This is a genomic window from Burkholderia sp. IO2, from assembly GCF_029522185.1.
GTDB lineage: Bacteria > Pseudomonadota > Gammaproteobacteria > Burkholderiales > Burkholderiaceae > Burkholderia > Burkholderia cenocepacia.
In genome coordinates this window covers 1-23,608 of sequence record NZ_JAKWFH010000077.1, presented here as the reverse complement: position 1 = coordinate 23,608, position 23,608 = coordinate 1, and the positions used below count along the sequence as shown (strand labels likewise).

Here is a 23,608-nt window from a genome sequence, read left to right as displayed (position 1 = left end):
GCCTTCCCGTGTCCGAATCCTCCTCCCCCGAATCGTCGTCCCCGTTCGCCGCGCCGCCCGACGCGCACCGCGTGCTGTCGCTGCCGGCCCGCCAGCGTGCGCGCACGGCGTCGATGGCGCTGTTCTTCGTCGCCGGCATGATGTACGCGTCGTGGGGCGTGCACGTGCCGACCGTGCGCGACAAGTTCGCGCTGAGCCCCGGGCTGCTGTCGATCGCGCTGTTCGCGGTCGCCGGCGGGTCGATCGCCGCGATGCTGACCATCGCGCGCTGGATCGCGCGCGTCGGCTCGCGCACCGCGTGCCTCGCCGGCGGGCTCGTGATGTCCGCGTGCGCGGCGCTGATCCTCGTCGTGCCCGACTACTGGATGCTGCTCGCGGTGCTCGCGCTGTTCGGCTTCTCGATGGCGACACTCGACGTCGCGATGAATGCCGAGGCCAGCGCGGTCGAAATCGCGCTCGGCAAGCCGATCATGTCGTCGCTGCACGGGATGTTCAGCATCGGCGGGATGGCCGGCGCAGCGGCCGGCGGCGCGCTGCTGTCGGCCGGCATGGCGCCGGTCGCGCATCTCGCGCTCGCGGCGGCGGTAAGCGCCGCGGTGCTCGTGGCCGCGAGCCCGGCCGTGCTGCCGCACGTGCCGCACCACGAACAGGCGCACGGCGGCGGCAACCGCTGGCGCTCGCCCGCATTGTGGATGCTCGGCGGCATCGCACTGATCGCGCTGATCGCCGAAGGCGCGATGTACGACTGGGCGACGGTCTACATGCGCGACGTCGTCGCGGCGAGCCCGGCGCTCGCGAGCGCCGCGTACGCGGCGTTCTCGGGCGGGATGGCCCTCGCGCGCTTCGCGGGCGACGCCGTGCGCGCCCGCTTCGGCGCGCCGCAGCTCGTGTTCGCGAGCGCGTCGCTCGCGTGCGCGGGGATGATCGGCGCGCTGCTGCTGCCGTATCCGGCCGCGGTGCTGACCGGCTTCACGCTGATGGGTCTCGGGCTGGCCAACATGATGCCCGTGCTGTTCGCGGCCGCCGCGCGCGTGAAAGGCATCCACGCGGCCGAAGGGCTCGCGCACGTGGCCGGGCTCGCGTATTTCGGACTGCTGTTCGGTCCGGTCGTGATCGGCGCGGTCGCGCAGGCCGCGAACCTGACGATCGGCCTGTCGGTCGTCGCGCTGTGCGCGGCGCTCGTTGCGCTCGTCGCGCCGAAGGTGCTGTCGCACCTGAAGATCTGACGGCACGGCGGCGCACACCGGCCCAAAAAGAAAACGCGCATGCGTTGCCGCATGCGCGCTTTCACCCCTTCTGCTGACCGCTTGTCGCGTTACATCTTCACTTCGTCGAGCAGCGACTTCTTGCCGCTCTTGTAGTTGTACAGCGAGATCACGCCGTGCTGCAGGTCGCCCTTCGAGTCGAAGGTCGTCGTGCCGATCACGCCCGTGTACTTCGTCGCCGGCATCGCCGCGAGGATCTTCGCCGGGTCCGTCGAGTTCGCGCGCTTCATCGCGTCGGCGATGATGTACACGGCGTCATACGTGAACGGTGCGTAGATCTGGATCGGCTGGCCGAAACGCTTCTCGTACTTCGCCTTGAACGCCGCGCCGCCCGGCATCTTCTCGAGCGAAGCACCGGCTTCCGAGCACACGATGTTGTCGGTCGCGTCGCCGGCCAGGTCGGCCAGCTTTTCCGTGCACACGCCGTCGCCCGCGAAAATCTTCGCGCGCAGGCCGAGCTGCTTCGCCTGTTTCGCGAACGGGCCGCCGGTGGCGTCCATGCCGCCGTACATGATCGCGTCCGGGTTCTCGCCCTTGATCTTGGTCAGAATCGCGCGGAAGTCGACTGCCTTGTCGTTCGTCGCGTCATGCGACATCACCTTCAGGCCGAGCGCCTTCGCCTTCTTCTCGAATTCGTTCGCGAGACCCTGGCCGTACGCGGTCGAATCGTCGACCACCGCCACGCTCTTGATGCCCTTCGAGTGCGCGTAGTCGGCCAGCGCCGGGCCCTGCTGCGCATCGGTCGCGACCACGCGATACGTGGTCTTGAAGCCCTGCTGCGTGTAAGCCGGGTTGGTCGCCGACGGCGAGATCTGCACGACGCCCGCATCGCTGTAGATCTTCGAGGCCGGGATCGACGTGCCCGAGTTCAGGTGGCCGACCACCGCGACGACCTTGTCGTCGACGAGCTTCTGCGCAACCTGCGTCGCCTGCCGCGGGTCGGCGGCGTCATCCTGCGGGTCCAGTTGCAGCGTGATCTTCTGGCCGCCGATCGTGAGACCCTTCGCGTTGATCTCCTCGACTGCGAGACGTGCGCCGTTTTCGTTGTCCTTGCCCAGGTGTGCAATGCCGCCCGTCAAGGGCGCGACGTGGCCGATCTTGACGACTTGATCGGCGGACGCGTTGCTTGCAGCTGCAGCACACAGCATCGCCGCGGCGGTGATCGGCAACAGCTTTTGCATCTTGATATTCATGTAAGTCTCCAGTTCGGTCCCAATAAACGCCATCGCCCGGTGCCCCGCTGCCATCCCCGTGTTTGCAATCACTGGACGATTCGCCGGTTGCATCGTTCATGCACTTGGCCTCAAGCACGTGAAAACAGCCGCTTTTAGCGGCCACCCGCCCGTACTTGCGCGCAAGTGTAGGTGATCAAATTAATTTGTGGGACTTTTTTGGGGTAGTGGTAACACTACCGATACGCGCGCTTTGGAAGGAGGACTCGAATATCGCCGCAAGCCCCGCCGGATAAGGGTTTCCGCTAATTCCCGGCGATCTTTTGAAAGGTCGTTTCAACGCATTCCCGAGGTATTTCGATTCGGTATTTTGTGCCCGGGATCGTTGAATGAAACGCGTGTGACGGCACACGCGTTTCGTCGTCCGACATGAACGATTTCTCGCGGCCGATGCGGGGTTCAGGCGGCCGAGGCGCGCCATTCGGCGTCGAGCGCGGCAACCAGTTGCGACGTCGTCAGCGCGTCGCCGCGCCGCCGCGCGAGGGGTGCGCCCTGCCCGGCCCACAGCGACAGATAGTCGCCGTCGTTCGCGCGCGCGGCGGCCTGGCGCAGCGGCTGGGTCAGCGCGTTCTGCACCGGATACGGTGCCGCGTCGGCCACGTGCTCGCCGAGCCGCGCCATCAGCGTGTTGCGCAGCCCGCGTGCGTGACGGCCGGTGATCGCGCGCGTGACCTGCGTCGACGTATCGGCGCTCGCGAGCAGACGCGCCTTCCAGTCCGCGGCGATCGCACTTTCCGCACACGTGAGGAACGCGGTGCCGAGTTGCGCGGCCTGCGCGCCGAGCGCGAGCGCGGCCGCGATCCCGCGGCCGTCCATGATGCCGCCCGCGGCCAGCACGGGCAGCCCCGTCGCGTCGACGAGTTGCGGGACGAGCGCGAGCGTGCCGATCAGCGCGTCGTCGGCGGAGCCGATGAAGGTGCCGCGATGGCCGCCGGCCTCGGCGCCCTGCGCGGACAGCGCGTCGGCACCGGCCGCCTGCCACGCGAGCCCTTCGGCCACGTGCGTCGCGGTGCCGATCACATAAGTGCCGGCGGCTTTCAGGCGGGCGACGTCGGCTGCGTCGAGCACGCCGAACGTGAAGCTCGCGACCGGCACGCGCAGCGCAACGAGCGCATCGAGCTGCGCCCGGAAATCGGGCGCATAGCGCGCGGGCGCCGTGCCCGGCGGCAAGCCGAGCGTCGCGTTCAGCGGGTCGATCGCGGCCAGCGCACGCGCGACGGTCGCCGCATCGGGCGCGGCTTCATCGGGCAACACGAACAGGTTGATCGCGAACGGGCGATCGGTCGCCGCGCGGATCGCGGCGACTTCGGCCTCGATGCGCTCGGGCGCGAGCGCGCCGGCGCCGAGGCTGCCGAGCGCACCGGCATTCGACGCGGCGGCGACCATCGCGGTCGTGGTCGCGCCGACCATCGGCGCCTGCACGAGCGGCAGACGCAGGCCGAAGCGTTCGGAAAAGGGGGTGGAAAACGAGCGGGCAGACATGGCGAATCCTTCGATGACGATGCGCGAAAGCGCTTTGTAAAGGCCGACACATCGACTCTATCGAAGCGTCGCGGCGCCGAAAAATGAATAATCGAGATCGATACGATCGCTGCGCGAGAAACGGGCGCGTGCACTGCAGCATCGAACGATTGGTGGCACACTAGGCCGCCCTCTTTTCACCCTGGGGGCGCGCATTGCGCACCCCGCACGCCAGGAGTTCAGAACGTGACTGCCCAATGGATCGACATCCCGACCGGTAACGACAGCTTCGGCGGCTATCTCGCGCTGCCCAAGCGCGGCAAGGGCCCTGCCGTCATCATCATCCAGGAGATTTTCGGCGTGAACGCGCACATCCGTGCGGTCGCCGACCAGTACGCGGCCGACGGCTTCGTCGCGCTCGCGCCCGACGTGTTCTGGCGCACGCAGCCGCGCGTCGAGCTGACCTACGAAGGCGCGGATCGCGACAAGGGCATCGAGCTGATGAAAAAGACCGACGTGGGTCTCGCGGTCGCGGACATCGGCGCGGCGGCCGACGCGCTGCGCGCCCGCCCCGAAGTGGACGGCAAGCTCGCCGCGATCGGCTACTGCTTCGGCGGCCAGCTCGCGTACCGCGCGGCCGCAACCGGCAAGCTCGATGCGGCGGTGTCCTATTACGGCGGCGGCATCCAGAACGCGCTCGACCTCGCCGGCCAGGTCACGCAGCCGATCCTGTTCCACTACGCGGAAAACGACCACGGCATTCCGCTCACCGCGGTCGACCAGGTGAAGGCCGCGTTCGCCGGCCACGGCCATGCGTCGTTCCACGTGTACCCGGGCGCCGAGCACGGCTTCAACTGCACGGACCGCGCGTCGTACAACCAGCGTGCCGCGGCGCTCGCGCACGGCCGCACGCTGACGTTCCTCGCCGAGCACCTCTAAAAACGCCGGCCGCGGGCCCGCCACGCCGGGCCCGCGTTATGCTCGCACCATCGCCATGAGTCACAACGGGGGTGACCGCGATGCACTCGGACTATCTCGCGCATGACGCCATCGGACTCGCCGCGCTCGTGCGCGACCGCCAGACCAGCCCGCGCGAACTGCTCGACGCCGCGATCGGCCAGGCCGAAGCGGTCAACGGCGCGATCAACGCGATCGTGCTGCAGGACTACGAAGCCGCGCGCCAGCGTGCGGCGAGCGCGACCGAACCGGGCGCCGCCACGCCGTTCGCGGGCGTGCCGTATCTCGTCAAGGATCTCGGCGCGGCGGTCGCCGGCTTGCCGCTGTCGATGGGCAGCCGGCACTACCGCTACTTCGTGCCGGCCGACGATTCGCCGGTGATCGCGCGCAGCCGCGCGGCGGGTCTGAACGTGTTCGGCAAGACCAACACGTCCGAGATCGGCCAGATGCCGTATACGGAACCCGAACTGTTCGGCGCGTGCCGCAACCCGTGGAATCTCGACCACACGCCCGGCGGCTCGAGCGGCGGCGCGGCGGCGGCCGTCGCGGCCGGCATCGTGCCGCTCGCGCATGCGTCCGACGGCGGCGGCTCGATCCGCATTCCGGCGTCGTGCTGCGGGCTGTTCGGCCTGAAGCCGAGCCGCAACCCGGTGCTGGTCGACCTGCCGTCGAACGGCGAACTCGTGGTCCAGCATGCGGTGTCGCGCAGCGTGCGCGACAGCGCGCTGCTGCTCGACGTGACGACCGGCCAGACGCTGCCGCCCGGCGCGCCCGGCACCTTCCTCGGCGCGCTCGATACGCCGCCCGGCCCGTTGCGGATCGGCCTCGTCATCGATCCGATGCTCGCGCCGGCGCTCGCCGACGACACGCGCGCGGCGCTCGACGACGCGGCCGCGCTGCTCGAATCGCTCGGCCATCACGTCGAGCCGACGACGCTGCAGATCGACTATGCGCGCGCGGCCGAAACCTTCCTGACGCTGTGGGCGACGATCGCCGAAGAAATGGTGCTCGGCGCGCGCGAGCTGACCGGGCGCACGCCGCGGCGCGGCGAATTCGAGGCCGCGACGTGGGCGATGGCCGTGGTCGGCCGCCGCCTCGCGCGCACGCGCCTGCCGGACGTACTCGAATGGCAGCGCCAGCTCACCGTGCAGGTCGCCGGTCTCGTGTCGCGCTACGACGCGATCCTGTGCGCCTCGCTCGCGGGGCCGCCGGTGAAGATCGGCGAACTGCAGCCGACGCCGTTCGAATCCGCGCAGATGAAGCTGGTCGCCGCGTTGCCGGTGAAGCCGCTGCTGAAGGAAATGCTCGCGAAGTCGTCGGAGAAGGCGTTCGCGTGGGCCGGCTGCACCGAGCTGTTCAACCTGACCGGCCAGCCGGCGATGTCGGTGCCGCTGTACTGGAATGCGCGCGGGCTGCCGATCGGCGTGCAGTTCGCCGCCCGCCACGCGGACGAAGCGTTGCTGCTGAAGCTCGCGCGGCAGCTCGAACAGGCGCGGCCGTGGTTCGACCGCCGCCCGCCGCTGATGCAGGCGCAGCGCTGATTCAGCGGCTTCCGCCACGCGGCATGCGCGGCGCTTCACGATAAAAAAGCCCCGCCGGCGCAAACCGGCGGGGCTTTCACACAGGCAACCGCGTGATGGCGCTTACACCGCGAGCCGTTCGCAGATCGTCCGCGTGGCGGTCGCCGCGTTCAGCGTGTAGAAATGCAGCCCCGGCACGCCCGCGTCGATCAGGCGCTGGCACAGGCTCGTGACGACGTCCGCGCCGAACGCGCGGATCGACTCGCGATCGTCGCCGAAGCTCTCGAGCCGGCGCGCGACCCAGCGCGGCACTTCGGCGCCGCACATCTCGGAGAAGCGCATCAGCTGCGAGAAGTTCGTGATCGGCATGATGCCCGGCACGATCGGCACGTCCACCCCGAGCTTGCGCGCATCGTCGACGAAGCGGAAATACGCATCCGCATTGAAGAAGTACTGCGTGATCGCGGAATTCGCGCCCGCTTTCACCTTGCGCGCGAAATTCTCGAGATCGGCCTTCGGCGAGCGCGATTGCGGGTGGTACTCCGGGTAGCCGGCGACCTCGATGTGGAACCAGTCGCCATGCTCGGCGCGGATGAAGCTGACGAGCTCGGACGCATAGCGCAGCTCGCCGACCTCGCCCATCCCCGACGGCAGGTCGCCGCGCAGCGCGACGATGTGCCGGATGCCGTGCGAGCGGTACTGGTCGAGGATCGCGCGCAGGCTGTCGCGCGACGAGCCGATGCACGACAGGTGCGGCGCGGCTTCGAGACCGTCCTTCTGCATGTCGAGCACGGTATCGAGCGTGCCCTGCTGCGTCGATCCGCCGGCGCCGAACGTCACGGAGACGAATTTCGGCTTCAGCGGCAGCAGCTGCGCGCGCGTGGCGCGCAGCTTCTCGACGCCGTCCGCCGTCTTCGGCGGGAAGAATTCAAACGAGAGTTCGATCGGTTTCATGATTCGATGGGGTTGGGCCTGCGCCCGCCCTCAGCCGATGTCGCGCTGGCCGAAGATCAGGGCGGACAGCAGCCACGACACGATGCTGTACAGGATCGAACCGAAGAACGCGGACCAGAACCCCGACACCTCGAAGCCCTTCAGCAGCGACGACGCGAACCAGAAGCACAGCGCGTTCACGACGAGGATGAACACCCCGAGCGTGACGATCGTGACGGGCAGCGTCAGCAGGATCAGCACCGGCCGGATCACCGTGTTGATCAGCCCGAGCACCACCGCGATGATCAGCGCGGTGCCGAAGCTCTTGATGTGGATCGACGGCACGAGGTACGTGATGATCAGCAGCGCCAGCGCGTTGATGACCCAGGTGAGGATGACGCTCATGGAGTGCTCCGGTTCGGTTGTCGATCGGTACGATCGGTGAGCGCCGCCGCGCCGTGCGCCCGCGACGGGCGCGCACGGCACGGCGGCGGCCGCGCATCAGTATCAGTAGCGGTAGTGGTTCGGCTTGAACGGGCCGTCCTTCTGCACGCCGATGTACGCAGCCTGCTCGTCCGACAGCACCGACAGGTTCGCGCCGATGCGCGCGAGGTGCAGGCGCGCGACCTTTTCATCGAGGTGCTTCGGCAGCACGTACACCTTGTTCTCGTACTGCTCGCCGCGCGTGAACAGCTCGATCTGCGCGAGCGTCTGGTTCGCGAACGAGTTCGACATCACGAACGACGGGTGGCCAGTCGCGCAGCCGAGGTTCACGAGGCGGCCTTCGGCCAGCAGGATCACGCGCTTGCCGTCCGGGAAGATGATGTGGTCGACCTGCGGCTTGATGTTTTCCCACTGGTACTGGCGCGTCGACGCGACATCGATTTCCGAATCGAAGTGACCGATGTTGCAGACGATCGCGTTGTGGCGCATCGCCTTCATGTGATCGTGGTTAATCACGTGATAGTTGCCGGTCGCCGTCACGAAGATGTCGGCCTTGTCCGCCGCGTATTCCATCGTCACGACGCGGTAGCCTTCCATCGCCGCCTGCAGCGCGCAGATCGGATCGATTTCGGTGACCCACACGGTCGCGCCGAGGCCGCGCAGCGACTGCGCGCAGCCCTTGCCCACGTCGCCGTAGCCCGCGACGACCGCGACCTTGCCCGCGATCATCACGTCGGTCGCGCGCTTGATGCCGTCGACGAGCGACTCGCGGCAGCCGTACAGGTTGTCGAACTTCGACTTCGTGACCGAATCGTTCACGTTGAACGCCGGGAACGGCAGGCGGCCGTCCTTTTCCATCTGGTACAGGCGGTGCACGCCGGTCGTGGTTTCTTCGGTCACGCCCTTGATGTGCGCGAGGCGCTTCGAGTACCAGGTCGCGTCGACGTCGAGGTGCTTCGCGATCGACTTGTACAGCGCGACTTCTTCCTCGTTGGTCGGCTTCGCGATCACCGAACGGTCCTTCTCGGCCTTCGAGCCGAGGATCAGCAGCAGCGTTGCATCGCCGCCGTCGTCGAGGATCATGTTCGCGAATTCGCCGTTCGGCCATTCGAAGATGCGGTGCGAGAACTCCCAGTATTCGTCGAGCGATTCGCCCTTGAACGCGAACACCGGCGTGCCGGCTTCGACGATCGCGGCCGCCGCGTGATCCTGGGTCGAGAAGATGTTGCACGATGCCCAGCGCACGTCCGCGCCGAGCGCCTTCAGCGTCTCGATCAGCACGCCCGTCTGGATCGTCATGTGCAGCGAACCGGCAATGCGCGCGCCCTTCAGCGGCTGCTGCGCCTTGTATTCGTCGCGGATCTGCACGAGGCCCGGCATTTCGGTCTCGGCGATGTTGAGTTCCTTGCGGCCCCAGCCGGCCAGCGCCATGTCGGCGACGACGTAATCGGTGGATGCCTTGGAATCGATAATGGCGTTCATCACGCCCTCCTTTCTAAAAAGTTTCTAGATTGGTGACGTGAGCGCCGTTCAGGAAGCGGGGCCGGCGCGAAAAAATCGCCGCACGGCTGCTTGGTGAAGCTCTCCGAGCCTGGCGGACGCTGGTGGTCCGTCGCAACGCTCCTCGGAAAACGGAGGGGATTGTAGCAAATCGGCGCGCGGAATGCGCAAGGACCCGCACACGAGCGCGGCACGGGCGCGCGGCACCGGCGCGCGCGGCCGTCGACAAGGGGTCAGGACTCGGCGCCGACCCACGCCTGTTCGCGCAGCCGCGCGCGCAGGCGCGCGACGGCCTGGCTGTGCAGCTGGCACACGCGCGATTCGCTCACTTCGAGCACCGCGCCGATCTCGCGCAGATTCAGACCCCGTTCGTAGTACAGCGACATCAATAGCTTCTCGCGCTCCGGCAGCCGCTCGATCGCTTCGACGAGCGCCTCGCGCAGGTGCTCGTCGAGCAGCGCCGACAACGGATCGGCGTGATCGACGCGATAACGGTCGAGGAACGGCTCGTCGTCGGCCGCGCGGTCGAAATCCTCGTAGTAGATGAGCTGGCTGCCGTGCAGGTCCTGCAGCATCCCCTGGTATTCGTCGAGCGGCATGTTCAGGTGCTGCGCGATCTCGGTCTCGCTCGCCGAGCGGCCGAGGTGCTGCTCGACCTGGTGCACCGCGTGCTCGACCTCGCGCGACGTCTTGCGCAGGCTGCGCGGCAGCCAGTCGTTGCTGCGCAGCTCGTCGAGCATCGCGCCGCGGATGCGCTGCGTCGCATAGGTCTCGAACTGCGCGCCCTGGTCTTCCTTGTAGCGGCCGGCCGCGTCCATCAGGCCGATCATGCCGGCCTGGATCAGGTCGTCGAGATCGACGCTCGCCGGCATCTTCGCGACGAGTTGCAGCCCGAGGCGGCGCACGAGCGGCGCATATTGCGCGAGCACGTCGGCCTGGGACATCTTTCCTTGAGCGTTGTACATCATGGCTCTCTCCTTCGGGTGGCGCTCACGCGGCGTGTGCCGCGCCCGCCTCGTACGACGGCTTGCCGCCGGCGTGGACCGCCCGGCCCGCACCCGAACGCGGGCGCATCGGCCAGTACAACAGGTCGGCGGCAATCTGCCGGTAGTCGCGCGCGGCGGGCGACGACGGGAACGCGTCGACCACCGCATGCATCAGGTCGCGGGCGTGCTCGACGAGCGGATCGGCGCTCACGCAGCCCGCATCGGCGATCGACACGGTCAGGTAGCGGCTCGCGACGCCCGCGAGGTTGTCGAAGGCCGTCTTCGCGTCCGCGTGGCTGCCGACCTGATTGGTCAGCACGCGGAACTGCGCGAACGCGTGCGCGAAATGCAGCCGCTTCATGCACGCGTATGCCTCGGTGATCGCCTGCGCGGCGACCCGCGTGACGACCAGCACGTCGTGCGCTTCGCGCGCGAGCGCCGAGAACGAGCCGTCGGCGCCGAGCTGCGCGTCGACGAGCACGATGTCGGCCGGGCCGTCGATGAAGTCGCTCAGTTGCGCGTCGCTGTAGCCGGCGCGCGCGAGCCGCGCGGCGCCGCACAGGCCGAAGCCGGCCGCCACCCGCGTGCGTTCGCCGTCGCGCAGCCACGCGCCCGCGAGCGTCGCGCTGGCCGAGTGCACGTCGGCGCGCTCGTCGACGACGAGCACGTCCTTGCCGAGCGACGCGAGCGCCGCCGCGAGGTTCACCACGGTGGACGTGCAGCCGACGCCCGCCGGCCCGCCCGTCACCGCGACGATGCGCGACGCGCGCCCGGCCAGCAGGCGCCGCAGCCCTTCGGCCTGATCGATGATCCGTTTATCCAAATCGCACCTCGTGCAGCTCGGCGGTGGAACGTGCGGTCAGTGCGGAAAGCAGCGTCGGCATGTCCTCGTCTTGCGGCACGAAGGGCGAGCCGTCGCGCGGCACACAGAACGCGCTCTTCAGCAGGAATTTGGTCGACGCGACGTACAGGTTCTCCGGCACCTTCTGGCCGGTCGACACGTAGTGGACCGGCAGCTTGTAGCGGATCACCGTGTCGAGCACGCCGCCGAGGTGGGTCGCCTCGTCGAGCTTGGTGAGGATGCAGCCGGCCAGGTCGGGATGCTCGCCCGCGCTGCGGTACGCCTGCACGACTTCGTTCAGCGTGTCGCCATGGCTCGTCGCGTTGAGCAGCAGCAGGCGCTGCACCGGTGCGTTCGCGCCGTGCAGCATCGCGATCTGGTCGGACACCGCGCGGTCGCGCTGGCTCATGCCGATCGTGTCGATCAGCACGATGTGCTTGTTGCGCAGCTCGGACAGCGCGAGCGCGAGGTCGCCCGCATCCTTCACCGCGTGCACCGGCACGCCGAGGATCTTGCCGAAGATGCGCAGTTGCTCGTGGCCGCCGATCCGGTAGCTGTCGGTGGTCAGCAGCGCGACCTTGCTCGCGCCGAAGCGCATCACGCAGCGCGCGGCCAGCTTCGCGGTGGTGGTCGTCTTGCCGACGCCCGTCGGCCCCATCAGCGCGAACACGCCGCCGCGCTCCATCAGCGCGTCCTCGCTGTCGAGCACCGGCAGGTTCGACGCAAGCACCGACTGCGCCCATTCCGCGGCCTGCCCGAAGGTCTGCGCGCCGTCGCCGGACGGCAGGTTGTCGACCAGCATCCGCACCAGCTGCGCGGAGAAGCCGGCCGCGAACAGGTGCTTCGTCAGCGCGCCGTGAACGGCGCTGCGGCGCTGGCGGTCGTGCCACATCAGGCTGTCGAACTGCTCTTGCATCATCCCGCGCAGCTCGCCCAGCTCCTGCATCACCGTGTCGTTGACGATCCGCTCGAGGCGCGACTTCACCGCATCGGCCACCGCGGCGGCGGTGTCGGCGGACAGGCGCGTGCGTTCCGTCGCCCTCCCGGCGTACGCGGCGCCCGTGTCGGGTACGCGCTTCGCGGCGGCCGGCGATCCGGCGGCGGGCGATCCCGCGGCCGGCATCCGGCGTTCGGCGTCGCGGACGATGTCGCGCGCCCAGTCCGGCGGCGTCGCGCTGGCCGCGGCGCGCGGCGCGGGCGCGCTCGGCTGCGGCTCGACCGGCGCCTGCGCACGGGCGATCAGCGCGTCGCGCTGCTGCGTGAGGCGCTTCGCGTGCTCGACCAGCCACGGTGCGGGCTCGGAAGTGGCGGCCGGCGATCCGGGCGCAGGCGTACCGGCGGCCGGCGCGGCGATCGACGGCGCTGTCGCGGCGGGCGCGTCCGCATCGCTCGACGGAGAATGCGCATCCGCGTCGTGCGCGTCGGCACTCGCGCCGAACACCGACGAGAACACGTCCGGCAGCCCGCCTTCGCCGGCCGCATACGGATTGACGGCCGGGCGCGGTGCGATGCCCGGGCGCGACACGATGCCCGGCACGGCGGCGGCCGGCACCGATTCCGGCACGCGCGACGTGGCGACGCGCGGACGCGCGGCCGGCGGCGCCACCGCGGCGAGATCCGAATCGGCGAGTGCAACGATTTCGACGCTGCCGTCATCGAGCGTGCGGTTCGACAGCACGACCGCGTCGGCGCCGAGCGCCTCGCGCACGAGACGAAGTGCGTCGCGGCTCGTTGCGCCGGTGAATTTGCGAATGTTCAAGCGGAACCCCCGATGACGTTAACGACTTTGATCGTGCGTGTGTCCGGCACTTCGGCATACGACAGCACTTTCAATTGCGGCAGGCTGCGGCGCAGGAAGCGCGCGAGCATCGCGCGCAGCGCGTGCTGCACCAGCAGCACCGGCGGCAGCCCGAGATTCTGTTGACGCAGCATCGCTTGCTGCGTGCCGGTCAGAAGGTTGTGCGCGAGGCCGGGTTCGAGGCCCGGGTTCGCGCCGGTGGCGAGCGCCTGCGACAGCACGCGCTCCAGGTTCGCGTCGAGGCCCATCACCTGCATTTCGCCGTTGCCCGGATACCACTGCTGCGTGATCGCGCGGCCGAGCGACAGGCGCACCGCGGCGGTGATCTCGAACGCGTCGCCGCGGCCCGCATGCTCGGACACGGCCTCGAGGATCGTGCGCATGTCGCGGATCGGCACGCCTTCCTCGAGCAGGTTCTGCAGCACCTTCTGCAGCGTGGTGAGCGAGATCGTCTTCGGCACGAGGTCCTCGACGAGCGACGGTGCATCCTTGCCGGTGCGTTCGACGAGCGCCTGCACTTCCTGGCGGCCGAGCAGCTCGGCCGCGTGCTGGACGACGAGATGGTTCAGGTGCGTCGCGACGACCGTGCTCGCGTCGACCACCGTGTAGCCGTACACCTGCGCCTGCTCGCGCAGCGCGACGTCGATCCACACGGCCGGCAGCCCGAACGCGGGGTCCTGCGTGACGGCGCCCGGCAGCGCGGCCGTCACCTGGCCCGGGTTGATCGCGAGCCACTGGCCCGGGAACACTTCGCCCGCGCCGATCTCGACGCCCTTCAGCGCGATCCGGTACGCGTTCGGCCGCAGCTCGAGGTTGTCGCGGATATGGATCACCGGCGGCAGGAAGCCGATTTCCTGCGCGAATTTCTTGCGGATGCTCTTGATGCGCTTGAGCAGCTCGCCGTCGCTGTTCTTGTCGACGAGCGGAATCAGCCGGTAGCCGACTTCGAGGCCGAGCGGGTCGATCAGCTGCACGTCGTCCCAGGTCGCTTCGTGGCTGTCGGCCGGCAGCACGGCGGGCGGTGCGATGTCGGTCACGTCGCCGGCCGCCTTGCGGGCCGCCGCGCGCCGGGTCTGCGTGCGCGCGAGCCAGATCGCGCCGCCGCCGAGCGCGAGGAACGCGAAGTGCGGCATCCCCGGGATCAGCCCCATCAGCACGATGATCGCGCCGGTGATCGTCAGCACGCGCGGGTTCGTGAACAGCTGGCCGGTGATCTGCGTGCCGATGTCCTCGTCGGTCGCGACGCGCGACACGATCACGCCGGCCGCGGTCGAGATCACGAGCGACGGGATCTGCGCGACGAGGCCGTCGCCGATCGTCAGCAGCGTGTAGTTGGTGCCGGCCGCGGCGAAGCTCATGTCGTGCTGGACCATCCCGACGATCAGCCCGCCGATCACGTTGATCGCCATGATGATCAGGCCGGCGATCGCGTCGCCGCGCACGAACTTCGACGCGCCGTCCATCGACCCGTAGAACTCCGCTTCCTGCGACACGGCCAGGCGCCGCTTACGGGCCTGTTCCTCGTTGATGAGGCCCGCGTTCAGGTCGGCGTCGATCGCCATCTGCTTGCCGGGCATCGCGTCGAGCGTGAAGCGCGCGGACACTTCGGCGATCCGCCCCGCGCCCTTCGTGATCACCATGAAGTTGATGATCATCAGGATCACGAACACGACGATGCCGACCGCGAAGTTGCCGCCGACCAGGAAGTGGCCGAACGCCTCGATCACCTGGCCGGCCGCGTCCGGGCCGGTATGGCCTTCGAGCAGCACGACGCGCGTCGACGCGACGTTCAGCGACAGGCGCAGCAGCGTCGAGAACAGCAGCACGCTCGGGAACGCCGCGAAGTCGAGCGGCTTCATCGTGTACATGCTGACGAGCAGCACCATCACCGACAGCGCGATGTTGAACGTGAACAGCAGATCCAGCAGCATCGGCGGCAGCGGCAGGATCATCATCCCCAGGATCATGCAGATGAGGATCGGGCCCGCAAGCGCACGCAGGTTCGTGCCTGCCAGCAGGTTCGGGCGCTTCGCGAACAGGCCGGTGGTCGGGGTGCTCATGCCGCGGTCCCTCGTTTGCCGAGCGTGTCCTCGGCTTCTTCACGTTCGTCGTCGGCGGCGACCGACGTGCCCTTGTCGAGTTCGACCGGCACGTCGAGATCGACCGGCACCGCCGGGAACGCGCCGCCTTCCGAGCGGAAACGCTTGAGCTGGTACACCCATGCGAGCACTTCGGCGACCGCCGAGTACAGCGAACCGGGGATCTCGCGCTCGAGTTCGACGTTGTGATACAGCGCCCGCGCGAGCGGCGGCGCTTCGAGGAGCGGCACGTTGTGTTCGGCCGCGAGTTCGCGGATGCGCGCCGCGACGAGGTTCACGCCCTTCGCGACGACCTTCGGCGCGCGCATCTCGCCATCCGTGTATTGCAGCGCGACCGCGAAGTGGGTCGGGTTCGTGACGACCACGTCGGCCTTCGGCACGGCCGCCATCATCCGGCGGCGGGCGATCGCGCGCTGCTGCTGGCGAATGCGCCCCTTCACGTGCGGATCGCCTTCGTTCTCGCGATGCTCGCGCTTCACTTCTTCCTTCGTCATGCGCAACTTCTTGTTGTACTGCCAGAGTTGGTAAGGCACGTCGAGCCCGGCGACCACCAACATCCCGGCGACCGTCGTGCCGCAGCACACGGCGACCAGATGCAGCGCATCGGGCAGCGCCGCGCCGAGCGGCTGGGTCGCGAGGCCGAGCAGTTCGTCCTTGCTGCGCCAGATCGCGATGCCGCCGATCCCGCCGACCACCAGCGTCTTCGCGATCGACATCCCGAGCTGGATCGGCCCCTGGATCGAGAAGATCCGGCCGAGGCCCGAGATCGGGTTCAGCCGGTCGAACTTCAGCTCGAACGTCTTTTGCGAAATCAGCCAGCCGCCGAGCGCCATCGGCGCGAGCAGCGCGGCGACGCCGGTGAGCGCGAGAAGCGGCAGCAGCGCGGCGAAGCCCTCGAGGCTCGCGCTGCCGGCCGCCGACAGCATCCGGTGGGTGTCGAACGCGGTCGCGCGATCGAACGTGAACGCGCCGCGCAGCATCGCCTGCAGATGCGCGCCCGACGGGCCCGCGAGCAGCCATGCGCCGTAGAACCCCGCCGCGAGCAGTGCGAACGAAGCCAGTTCGCGCGAACGCGCGACCTGCCCCTCCTCGCGCGCCTTCTCGCGGCGCCTGGGAGTGGCGGCTTCGGTCTTGTCGAGATCGCTCTCGTCTGCCACGGGGCCTCCAGTCGGCTACGGCGGAATGCCGTTTTCCAGTGACACCGATTATTCATGGAGGCGTCAAACGCCGATCGGTCGAGCAAAGCCGGGAAAGGGGGGTATTTCGGGGAATCGGACGAGGCGCCGCGAACGCGGCCGGAGCGGGGGCGGAACGATGCGCGGCGCGGCGGAAAAACCGGCCGGCCGGCGCATGGGGGCGGCGGCGCTCGCAGGCGGGACGGCACCGGCTGAGTGCGGGGGGACGGTGAAACGACGGGCGGGAAAACGGGAAGAGGCGGGGAAAGCGGGCCCCGACGCAACGGCCCCCGGACGGGCCGATCGCCACGTCATGCTCGTCGCGAATACGTCGAGTCTTCGCTTCGTCGCAATCCTTGCGCCCGGCCCTTTCCGGGGCCAGCGCAAGCCCGTTATTGGCGTGAACGGGCCCTAGCCAGCCGCCGCCCGCTGCAGCGCGTCGAGATCGAGCTTCTTCATCGTCATCACCTGCGCCATCACGCGCTCGGCGCGGGCCGGGTCGCCCGTCATCAGCTCGGCCATCTGCACCGGCACGACCTGCCACGACACGCCGAAGCGGTCGCGCAGCCAGCCGCATTGCTGCGCGCGCTCGTCGCCGCCTTCGGACAGGCGCGCCCAGTAACGGTCGATCTCGTCCTGGTCGCGGCAGTTGACGACGAACGACACGGCCGGCGTCATCTGGAACACGGGGCCGCCGTTCAGCGCGACGAACGCCTGCCCGTCGAGCTCGAACGCCACGGTCATCACCGCGCCCTCGGCGTTGCCGGACGCGTGCGCGCCAGCCTTGCCGTAGCGCGCGACGTGCACGATGCGCGCGTTGTCGAACACCGATACGTAAAAAGCGGCCGCCGCCTCGGCGTCGCGGTCGAACCACAGGAACGGCGTGATGCGCTGGATACGCTGGGTCATGGCGCTGTCTCCTCGATGTCGTGCCGGCACCGGTGCCGGTCTTACATCGTAGCCGCTCCACCGGCGCCTGGCGGCGCGCCGGTCCGTAGCGCGCGCACCGCACGCCGGATAAAAAAAGGGGGCGATCGCTCGCCCCCTTCGTTCCTGCGTCCGGCCGTGCCGCGTCAGAACGCGACGAACGGCTGCGCGCCGCCGCTCGCGGTCTTGTCCATCCCGAAGTAGATCGTCTTGCCGTAGAAGTGCGGCATGCCGATGTCGAGCCAGCTGGACGAGCCGAACGGGCCCGCGATGTCGTTGAACGCGAACGTCGACGGGTTCGAGAACAGCGAATCCGCGTTCGCGACCGGCATCGACACGGTACCCGACGCGCCGTTCTGGCCCCTCAGCGTGGCCGAGTACGAGGTCGTGGTCGCAGGGCAGTAGAACTCCGTGTTCCTCGAACAGACCGTCTGCGCCGAATCGTTGAAGAAATACGCGTTCGAGCCCGTATCGAAGAACGCGGTCACGTTGCGCCCCTGGAACGTCGCGCTGACGTCGCCGGTCGTGGTCGACGTCATCACCGTCTTGCCGCTCAGGTTCGGCAGGCCGAACGTCAGCGTGCCGGTTGCGCTCCCCTGCCCGCTGGACGAGATGTCGGGCATCTGCACGCTCACGCCGTCGCTGTTCGCGAACCGATGCACGGGGTTGGCCACCTGCTGCGCGAGCGGCACGAGCGCGACCGTGCAGCTTGCGTTGTCGCCGTTCGGGCACGCGTAGTAGTTGTTGCTCGTCGACGTCGACGTCGCGCAGGTCGTGCCGCAGTCGTACGGCGCCGGCCCGATGCCGAGGATCCCGTTCGCGCCGAGCGCGCCGGTCGAGTTGGCCGACGCGCCGCCGTTCGTGCACGAGCTCGGCACGTTGGTCGTGCCGAGGTCGCCGATGATCTGCACGGGCAGCGAGCTCGCCTGCTCGGTGCCGATCGACAGGTCGACGGTGCGCACCGAGCCCCACGTGTAGCTCGACACGAACTTGCCGCATTCGGCGACCGGCGCGCCGCCGCTCGTCACCTGCGGCAGGCTGTCGTGCACGCCCGCCACCGCGCTGCCGACGAGCCGCAGCCCGTAGGACGCGGTATCGACGAGCACGTTGTTGACGATCTGGCAGTTCGACGTGCCCGGCACGCAGACCTTCAAGCTGATGGTCGGGATGTTGATCACGTTCGCGGCGCCGGCGCCGACCGTGATGACGGCCGTGTTGCCGCTGTTGCCGTCGGACCCGCCCGAGCCGTTGCCGCCCGTATTGCCGCCGTTGCCCGCACTGCCGCCGCCGCCATCGCCGCCGCCGCATGCCGTCACGAGTACGGCCGTCGCGGCCAGGAGGCCCAGCACGCCGAGCCAGCGCTTGAATGTACGAGGAATGCTCAAGGTCGCTCTCCCGCTGTCACTGGATATCGGTGCCGGCCACGCCGGCAGGCAGCGCCGACGGCAGCCATGCCTGACCGGAGAAGGCGCCCATGTGGCCGCCGGTCCGGATCACGAGGCCGCTCGTCTCGACGGCCACCGGCGCGCGCCAGCCGCGCGCCTGGTGCGCCGCCTGGACTCCGGCGGTGTACTGCGGGAAATAGCTGCCGAGCAGCGACGCGAGATCCGGCATCGTCGGCCCGCGCCATGCGAGGCCGAACACGCTGCCGGCGGCCGACGTGTATTCGTGGATGACGGTGCCCGATCCGAGCGTGATCTCGCGGACGGTATAGGCGGCCGTGCTCGTCTGCACGCCGTCCGCCGAGCGCATCGCGCGCTGCAGCGCCCGCACGGTGGCGGCCTGATCGTCCGCCGGCGGCGACATCGGTGCGCCGCCCAGTTCCGCATGTGCGTGGACGGCCCACAGCACACTCATTGCAGCCGTCGCGTGCGCGACGGTCCAGCCCAAGCGTTTCAGCTTCACGTTCCCCCCCAAGGGACTGGCTTCGTTGCCGACGGCGCCGCCGTCGGCCCCCGCCGCCTGCCAACTTATGAATCTTACGAATGACGCTACGTTGCTGCTGACGCGTAGTATGCCTGCGGAGTGTGGCCACGTGTCAATTCGACGCAGGATCACGCCGCGCGGCGCAACGGCGGCGGACACGGAAAAACGCGGCGGGAACGGGGAATGCACGCATCGGGCCGCCCCCGCGGAAGGGGGCGCGCCGATGCGTGGCGACCGGGTTCAGAAGCCGAGGCTGGCGAGCAGGTCGTCGACCTGCCCCTGGTCCTGGACGACGTCGGATTTGCCTTCCGGCGCGATCTGCGGGCCGTTCAGCAGCGATTCGGGGCTGCCGGTCGCGCTCATCTGCTCGGCCGCGAACGCGGCGGCGGTGGCCGCGAACTGCTCGCGCCGCTCCGGCGCGATGTTCTCGACGAGCACCGTGAGGAGCTGCTGCTCGATCAGGTAGACCATGTCCATGATCTTCTTGATCACCTGGCCGGTCAGATCCTGGAAATCCTGCGCGAGCATGATCTCGAGCAGCTGCGCACGAGTCGCCGACGTCGACTCGGGCAGCGTGCGCAGGAACGTGCGCGTATCGTCCATCAGCTCGCGCACTTCCGCGTGCTCGATCGGCGCCGCGTACCACTGCGCCCAGCGCACGTCGAGCGCCTCGGCCTCGTTCTGGATGCGCTCCTGCATCGGCTTCGCGATCTCGATCGCATTCAGCACGCGCACCGCGGCCTGCTCGGTCATCGTCGCGACGTAGCGCAGCCGGTCGCGCGCATCCGGCACGGCTTCCGCCGCGCGCTCGACGTGCTTGTCGAGCCCGAGCTCGCGCATCGAATCGCGCAGCGTGCGCGTGACGTGGCCGATGCGCGCGAGGATCCGGTCGCTCGCGTAATCGGCGCCTTCGGCATGGCCGTCGGCGTTGATCGCCGCGCCGGCGAGCGCCGCATGGATCGGCTCGTTCACGTTCAGCTCCCGGCCTTGGCCATCTTGTCGATGATCTTGTTCAGCTTCTCGTCGAGCGTCGCGGCCGTGAACGGTTTCACGACGTAGCCGCTCGCGCCGGCCTGCGCGGCCGCGATGATGTTCTCCTTCTTCGACTCGGCCGTGACCATCAGCACCGGCAGGTGCGTGAGCGTCGCGTCGGCGCGGATTTCCTTCAGCATCGCGAGGCCGTCGAGGTTCGGCATGTTCCAGTCCGAGATCACGAAGTCATAGCCGCCGCCGCGCAGCCGCGCGAGTCCGGCCAGGCCGTCCTCGGCCTCGTCGACGTTCGAATAGCCCAGTTCCTTGAGCAGGTTGCGGACGATCCGGCGCATCGTCGGGAAATCGTCCACCACCAGGATTTTCATGCTCTTGTCCATCGTCGTTCCTTTCCAGATTCGTTTCCGTCGGGACGCGTATCGTGGCACGCGCCCCGTGACATTCCATTCACACGCGCTGCACGCGGTCGCCCATCGTCGCCAGGCGCGCCATCACGCGGCGGCTCATGTCGGCGAGCGGCGCGATCTCGTCCGCGCCGCCGAGCGCGATCGCCTCGCGCGGCATCCCGAACACGATGCAGCTCGCTTCGTCCTGCGCGAACGTGTGGGCGCCCGCGCGTTTCATTTCCAGCAGGCCGGCCGCGCCGTCGCGGCCCATCCCGGTGAGGATCACGCCGATCGCGTTCTTGCCCGCATGCGTCGCCGCCGAGCGGAACAGCACGTCGACCGACGGGCGGTGCCGGTTCACCGGCGGCTCGTCCGACAGTTGCGCAATGTAGTTCGCGCCGCTTCGCGCGAGCAACAGGTGTGCGTGGCCCGGCGCGATGTACGCATGGCCCGGCAGCACGCGTTCGCCATGCTCGGCTTCCTTCACCGCGATCCGGCACAGGCCGTTCAGTCGCTGCGCGAACGATTTCGTGAAGCCCGGCGGCATGTGCTGCGCGATCAGCACGGCCGGCGCATCCGGCGGCAGCGGCGTCAGCACTTCGCGGATCGCCTCGGTGCCGCCCGTCGACGCGCCGATGATGATCAGCTTCTCGGTACTGACGAGCGGGTTGTTGATCATCGGCGCGGCCGCGGCGCTGTCCGCCGTGCGCGCGGCGGCCTGCGGCTGCGGCGCCTGGCGTACGCGCGCGCGCGACGCCGCGCGGATCTTGTCGGCGAGCTTTTCCGCGTAGTCGAGCATCCCGTCGCGAATCCCGACGCGCGGCTTCGTGACGAAATCCACCGCGCCGAGCTCGAGCGCGCGCAGCGTGATTTCCGAGCCGCGCTCGGTCAGCGACGACACCATCACGACCGGCATCGGCCGCAGGCGCATCAGCTTCTCGAGGAAGTCGAGCCCGTCCATGCGCGGCATTTCGACGTCGAGCGTGAGCACGTCGGGGTTGTGCTGCTTGATGAGCTCGCGCGCGACGAGCGGATCGGGCGCGGTCGCGACCACCGTCATGTCGGGCTGGCTGTTGATGATCTCGGTCATCAGGCTGCGGATCAGCGCCGAATCGTCGACGCACAATACTTTGATCTTCTGCACTGCGGTCATGCCTCCTGCTTTCTTGATAGGTTCGCCGCGTACGGGCTCCCTTGCGGGCCAGCCGTCCGCGCACCGCCGCTGCCGGCCGGCGCGGCGCCACGCGCGCCGAACAGCTCGATGCGCGGGCGCGCCGGTTGCGGCGCGGCAGGCCGCTTCGCGGCGAACAGCTCGACGTGCGCACGCGTGCGTGCGGTGCGGAGGCGATCGGCCTCGCGCGCGAGCGCGGCTTCGCGCTCGGTGACGCCCGGCACCTGCAGCCGCAGCTTCTTCACCATCGCGCGCCCGCTGTGCGGCATGAACGCGACCTTGCGCGGATGCACGCCCTGCAGGTCTTCCGCGGTGATGCGGATGCGCTCGAGCGCGAGATAGCGGCGCACGAAATCCGCGTTGCGATCGCCGATGTTGATCGTCGTCATCCCGGCCAGCACGGCAGCGCCGCCGAACACCTTCGCCTCGAAGCGCTCGCGGCGCCCGCCGGCCTTGATCAGCTCGTTGATCAGCACTTCCATCGCATATGCGCCGTAGCGCATCGATTCCGACGCGGCGGCGCCCGGATCGGCGCCGTCGTCCGGCAGCATGAAGTGGTTCATCCCGCCGATGCCCGCATACGGGTCGTGCAGGCACGCGGCGACGCACGAGCCGAGCACGGTCATCAGCACCATGTCCTCGGACGTCGTGTAGAACTCGTTCGGCAACAGCTTCACGCCGGGGCGCTCGAAGTGGTTGTCGAAGTAGCGATTGGTCGCGATCGGCAGTGCGCTCATCCGCGCTCTCCATAGGCGGGCGCGCCGCCCGCGGCCCGCGCGCGCACGGGCGACGACGTCGCAGCCGCCGCGCTCGCCTGCGCGCCGCGCGACCGTGCGCCCTGAGCGGCGTCGCGCGTCAGTTCGTACACCGTCTGCCCGCGCAGCCGGAACGCCTGCGTCACGTACGTGAAATTCTCCGAATGGCCGGCGAACAGCAGGCCGCCCGGCTTCACGAGCGGCTCGAAGCGCGACAGCACCTGCCCCTGCGTCGGCTTGTCGAAATAGATCATCACGTTGCGGCAGAAGATCGCGTCGAACGGCTTGCCGATCCCGTAGTCGGCATCGGTCAGGTTCAGTTGCTCGAAACGGATCATCGCGCGCAGCTCGGGGCGCACCTTCACGCGGCCGGCCTGCGCGCCCGTGCCCTTCAGGAAGAAGCGCTTGAGCCGCTCCGGCGACAGGTGCTTGACCTGGTCGTACGTATAGATGCCGGCTTCGGCCTTCGCGAGCACCTGCGTGTCGAGATCGGTCGCGAGGATCGACGCGCTGCGCGCCGCCGTTTCGCCGAGCGCCTCGATCAGCGTGATCGCGATCGAGTACGGCTCCTCGCCGGTGGACGCCGCCGAGCACCAGACCGACACCGGCGCCGGCCGCCCCTTCACGAATTCCGACAGGATCGGGAAATGGTGCGACTCGCGGAAAAACGCGGTCAGGTTGGTCGTCAGCGCGTTGGTGAATGCTTCCCACTCGAGCGGATCGTCTTCCTGCTCGAGCAGGTCGAGGTAGTCGCGGAACGTGTCGAGGCCGCGCGCCCGCAGCCGTCGCGCGAGACGGCTGTAGGCCATGTCGCGCTTGTGCTCGGACAGCGAGATGCCCGCGCGTTGGTGGATCAGCGCGCGGATGCGTGCGAAATCCGCGCCGGTGAACGCGAAGTCGCGCCCCGGTTCGCCCGCGCGAGGCGAGGCATCCGGTGCATCGGGTCGAAACGGCGCGCGCGCGTGCTGCATGGCTTAGAAGGTCTCCCAGTCGTCGTCGGACGTGCCGGCGGCCGCCAGCGCCGGCTTCTCGCCGTTCAGCGCCGGGCGCACGAGCGCGGGTTTCGCGGCCGGCTTGTCCGCCGCTGCGGCCGTCTTCGCCAGACGCGGGCCGTAGCCGCCTGCGGCGGCGGCGCCGCGGGAAGCCGGTGCGTCCTTCTGCGTACGCGCAGTGGCGTCGGCCGCCCGCTTCGGTTCGTGGTCGGCGCCCGCGGCGCCCGCGGCGGCCGCGCGCAACGCCGGC

21 protein-coding genes, 1 pseudogene and 1 riboswitch are annotated in these 23,608 nt (G+C 69.1%); of the genes and pseudogenes, 3 read left to right on the top strand and 19 right to left on the bottom strand.

The annotated features are described in order from the left end of the window. Nucleotides 1–8: 8 nt before the first annotated feature. The gene (locus tag MMB92_RS31920; RefSeq protein WP_012492273.1) at nt 9–1,226 is read left to right on the top strand and encodes an MFS transporter; all 1,218 of its coding nucleotides are present in this window, start codon (nt 9–11) and stop codon (nt 1,224–1,226) included. A gap of 89 nt (nt 1,227–1,315) precedes the next feature. Here MMB92_RS31920 and MMB92_RS31915 read toward each other — a convergent pair whose 3' ends face one another. After that, nucleotides 1,316–2,458, bottom strand: coding sequence for a branched-chain amino acid ABC transporter substrate-binding protein (locus tag MMB92_RS31915; RefSeq protein ID WP_006491874.1), 1,143 nt, complete (start codon nt 2,456–2,458; stop codon nt 1,316–1,318). A 438-nt stretch (nt 2,459–2,896) separates the two neighbouring features. Beyond that, entirely contained in the window at nt 2,897–3,979 is a 1,083-nt protein-coding gene (locus MMB92_RS31910; protein ID WP_084749772.1) for a nitronate monooxygenase, read from the bottom strand. Between the two features lie 225 nt (nt 3,980–4,204). On the opposite strand from MMB92_RS31910, the gene MMB92_RS31905 reads away from it, so the two are divergent. Together MMB92_RS31905 and MMB92_RS31900 are read left to right on the top strand one after the other, a co-directional pair. Beyond that, entirely contained in the window at nt 4,205–4,897 is a 693-nt protein-coding gene (locus MMB92_RS31905) for a dienelactone hydrolase family protein (protein ID WP_006484034.1), read from the top strand. 80 nt (nt 4,898–4,977) lie between these two features. Next, nucleotides 4,978–6,456 (top strand): amidase family protein, encoded by a 1,479-nt coding sequence (locus MMB92_RS31900; RefSeq protein WP_212158139.1) that lies wholly within the window; start codon nt 4,978–4,980, stop codon nt 6,454–6,456. Nucleotides 6,457–6,558: 102 nt separating this feature from the next. Here the strand turns inward: MMB92_RS31900 and metF are convergent, their stop codons facing one another. From metF to MMB92_RS31815, 17 genes and pseudogenes are all read right to left on the bottom strand, one after another. After that, nucleotides 6,559–7,389 carry a methylenetetrahydrofolate reductase [NAD(P)H] gene (gene metF / locus MMB92_RS31895; RefSeq protein WP_006484036.1) on the bottom strand — a complete coding sequence of 277 codons (831 nt, stop codon included), beginning with the start codon at nt 7,387–7,389 and terminating at the stop codon, nt 6,559–6,561. 30 nt (nt 7,390–7,419) lie between these two features. Further along, nucleotides 7,420–7,773 (bottom strand): phage holin family protein, encoded by a 354-nt coding sequence (locus MMB92_RS31890; RefSeq protein ID WP_006477367.1) that lies wholly within the window; start codon nt 7,771–7,773, stop codon nt 7,420–7,422. Between the two features lie 102 nt (nt 7,774–7,875). Then, nucleotides 7,876–9,294 carry an adenosylhomocysteinase gene (gene ahcY / locus MMB92_RS31885; protein ID WP_006484031.1) on the bottom strand — a complete coding sequence of 473 codons (1,419 nt, stop codon included), beginning with the start codon at nt 9,292–9,294 and terminating at the stop codon, nt 7,876–7,878. A gap of 32 nt (nt 9,295–9,326) precedes the next feature. After that, a riboswitch (S-adenosyl-L-homocysteine riboswitch) is annotated at nt 9,327–9,444 on the bottom strand. Nucleotides 9,445–9,545: 101 nt separating this feature from the next. Continuing rightward, entirely contained in the window at nt 9,546–10,280 is a 735-nt protein-coding gene (locus MMB92_RS31880) for an RNA polymerase sigma factor FliA (protein ID WP_006484033.1), read from the bottom strand. A gap of 22 nt (nt 10,281–10,302) precedes the next feature. Next, nucleotides 10,303–11,121, bottom strand: a complete 819-nt coding sequence (locus MMB92_RS31875; RefSeq protein WP_006491878.1) for a flagellar biosynthesis protein FlhG — start codon at nt 11,119–11,121, stop codon at nt 10,303–10,305. Then, nucleotides 11,114–12,898, bottom strand: a complete 1,785-nt coding sequence (flhF, locus tag MMB92_RS31870) for a flagellar biosynthesis protein FlhF (protein WP_058901981.1) — start codon at nt 12,896–12,898, stop codon at nt 11,114–11,116. The genes MMB92_RS31875 and flhF overlap by 8 nt, the downstream gene beginning before the upstream one ends. After that, a complete protein-coding gene (gene flhA / locus MMB92_RS31865; RefSeq protein WP_006485892.1) occupies nt 12,895–14,997 on the bottom strand; it encodes a flagellar biosynthesis protein FlhA in 2,103 nt (700 codons plus the stop codon). The genes flhF and flhA overlap by 4 nt, the downstream gene beginning before the upstream one ends. After that, complete coding sequence (flhB, locus tag MMB92_RS31860) at nt 14,994–16,193, bottom strand: flagellar biosynthesis protein FlhB (protein ID WP_277563178.1); 1,200 nt, start codon at nt 16,191–16,193, stop codon at nt 14,994–14,996. Before flhB ends, flhA begins: the two co-directional genes overlap by 4 nt. 429 nt (nt 16,194–16,622) lie before the next feature. Continuing rightward, nucleotides 16,623–17,120 (bottom strand): VOC family protein, encoded by a 498-nt coding sequence (locus tag MMB92_RS31855; RefSeq protein ID WP_006485888.1) that lies wholly within the window; start codon nt 17,118–17,120, stop codon nt 16,623–16,625. Nucleotides 17,121–17,284: 164 nt separating this feature from the next. After that, entirely contained in the window at nt 17,285–18,523 is a 1,239-nt protein-coding gene (locus MMB92_RS31850; RefSeq protein ID WP_006497451.1) for a DUF3443 family protein, read from the bottom strand. Nucleotides 18,524–18,539: 16 nt separating this feature from the next. Beyond that, complete coding sequence (locus tag MMB92_RS31845; protein WP_012492269.1) at nt 18,540–19,043, bottom strand: DUF2844 domain-containing protein; 504 nt, start codon at nt 19,041–19,043, stop codon at nt 18,540–18,542. 261 nt (nt 19,044–19,304) lie between these two features. Further along, nucleotides 19,305–20,036 (bottom strand): protein phosphatase CheZ, encoded by a 732-nt coding sequence (gene cheZ, locus MMB92_RS31840; RefSeq protein ID WP_077056049.1) that lies wholly within the window; start codon nt 20,034–20,036, stop codon nt 19,305–19,307. 2 nt (nt 20,037–20,038) lie between these two features. Further along, nucleotides 20,039–20,434: a chemotaxis response regulator CheY gene (cheY, locus tag MMB92_RS31835; RefSeq protein WP_006485893.1), complete on the bottom strand. Its 396-nt coding sequence runs from the start codon at nt 20,432–20,434 to the stop codon at nt 20,039–20,041. A gap of 67 nt (nt 20,435–20,501) precedes the next feature. Beyond that, nucleotides 20,502–21,593, bottom strand: a complete 1,092-nt coding sequence (locus MMB92_RS31830; RefSeq protein ID WP_012492268.1) for a chemotaxis-specific protein-glutamate methyltransferase CheB — start codon at nt 21,591–21,593, stop codon at nt 20,502–20,504. After that, entirely contained in the window at nt 21,590–22,348 is a 759-nt protein-coding gene (gene cheD / locus MMB92_RS31825) for a chemoreceptor glutamine deamidase CheD (RefSeq protein ID WP_006497454.1), read from the bottom strand. The genes MMB92_RS31830 and cheD overlap by 4 nt, the downstream gene beginning before the upstream one ends. Continuing rightward, nucleotides 22,345–23,337 (bottom strand): CheR family methyltransferase, encoded by a 993-nt coding sequence (locus tag MMB92_RS31820; RefSeq protein WP_077019862.1) that lies wholly within the window; start codon nt 23,335–23,337, stop codon nt 22,345–22,347. Before MMB92_RS31820 ends, cheD begins: the two co-directional genes overlap by 4 nt. Before the next feature lie 3 nt (nt 23,338–23,340). Then, a pseudogene (locus MMB92_RS31815) lies at nt 23,341–23,608 on the bottom strand (methyl-accepting chemotaxis protein); the annotation flags it as partial.

Bases quoted from the DNA above. Each gene is read 5' to 3' on its own strand.
- MMB92_RS31900 (WP_212158139.1), top strand. From the start codon at position 4,978: ATGCACTCGGACTATCTCGCGCATGACGCCATCGGACTCGCCGCGCTC.
- ahcY (WP_006484031.1), bottom strand. From the start codon at position 9,294: ATGAACGCCATTATCGATTCCAAGGCATCCACCGATTACGTCGTCGCC.
- MMB92_RS31880 (WP_006484033.1), bottom strand. From the start codon at position 10,280: ATGATGTACAACGCTCAAGGAAAGATGTCCCAGGCCGACGTGCTCGCG.
- MMB92_RS31890 (WP_006477367.1), bottom strand. From the start codon at position 7,773: ATGAGCGTCATCCTCACCTGGGTCATCAACGCGCTGGCGCTGCTGATC.
- cheY (WP_006485893.1), bottom strand. From the start codon at position 20,434: ATGGACAAGAGCATGAAAATCCTGGTGGTGGACGATTTCCCGACGATG.
- cheD (WP_006497454.1), bottom strand. From the start codon at position 22,348: ATGAGCGCACTGCCGATCGCGACCAATCGCTACTTCGACAACCACTTC.
- MMB92_RS31830 (WP_012492268.1), bottom strand. From the start codon at position 21,593: ATGACCGCAGTGCAGAAGATCAAAGTATTGTGCGTCGACGATTCGGCG.
- flhA (WP_006485892.1), bottom strand. From the start codon at position 14,997: ATGAGCACCCCGACCACCGGCCTGTTCGCGAAGCGCCCGAACCTGCTG.
- MMB92_RS31915 (WP_006491874.1), bottom strand. From the start codon at position 2,458: ATGAATATCAAGATGCAAAAGCTGTTGCCGATCACCGCCGCGGCGATG.
- metF (WP_006484036.1), bottom strand. From the start codon at position 7,389: ATGAAACCGATCGAACTCTCGTTTGAATTCTTCCCGCCGAAGACGGCG.
- MMB92_RS31910 (WP_084749772.1), bottom strand. From the start codon at position 3,979: ATGTCTGCCCGCTCGTTTTCCACCCCCTTTTCCGAACGCTTCGGCCTG.
- MMB92_RS31855 (WP_006485888.1), bottom strand. From the start codon at position 17,120: ATGACCCAGCGTATCCAGCGCATCACGCCGTTCCTGTGGTTCGACCGC.
- MMB92_RS31820 (WP_077019862.1), bottom strand. From the start codon at position 23,337: ATGCAGCACGCGCGCGCGCCGTTTCGACCCGATGCACCGGATGCCTCG.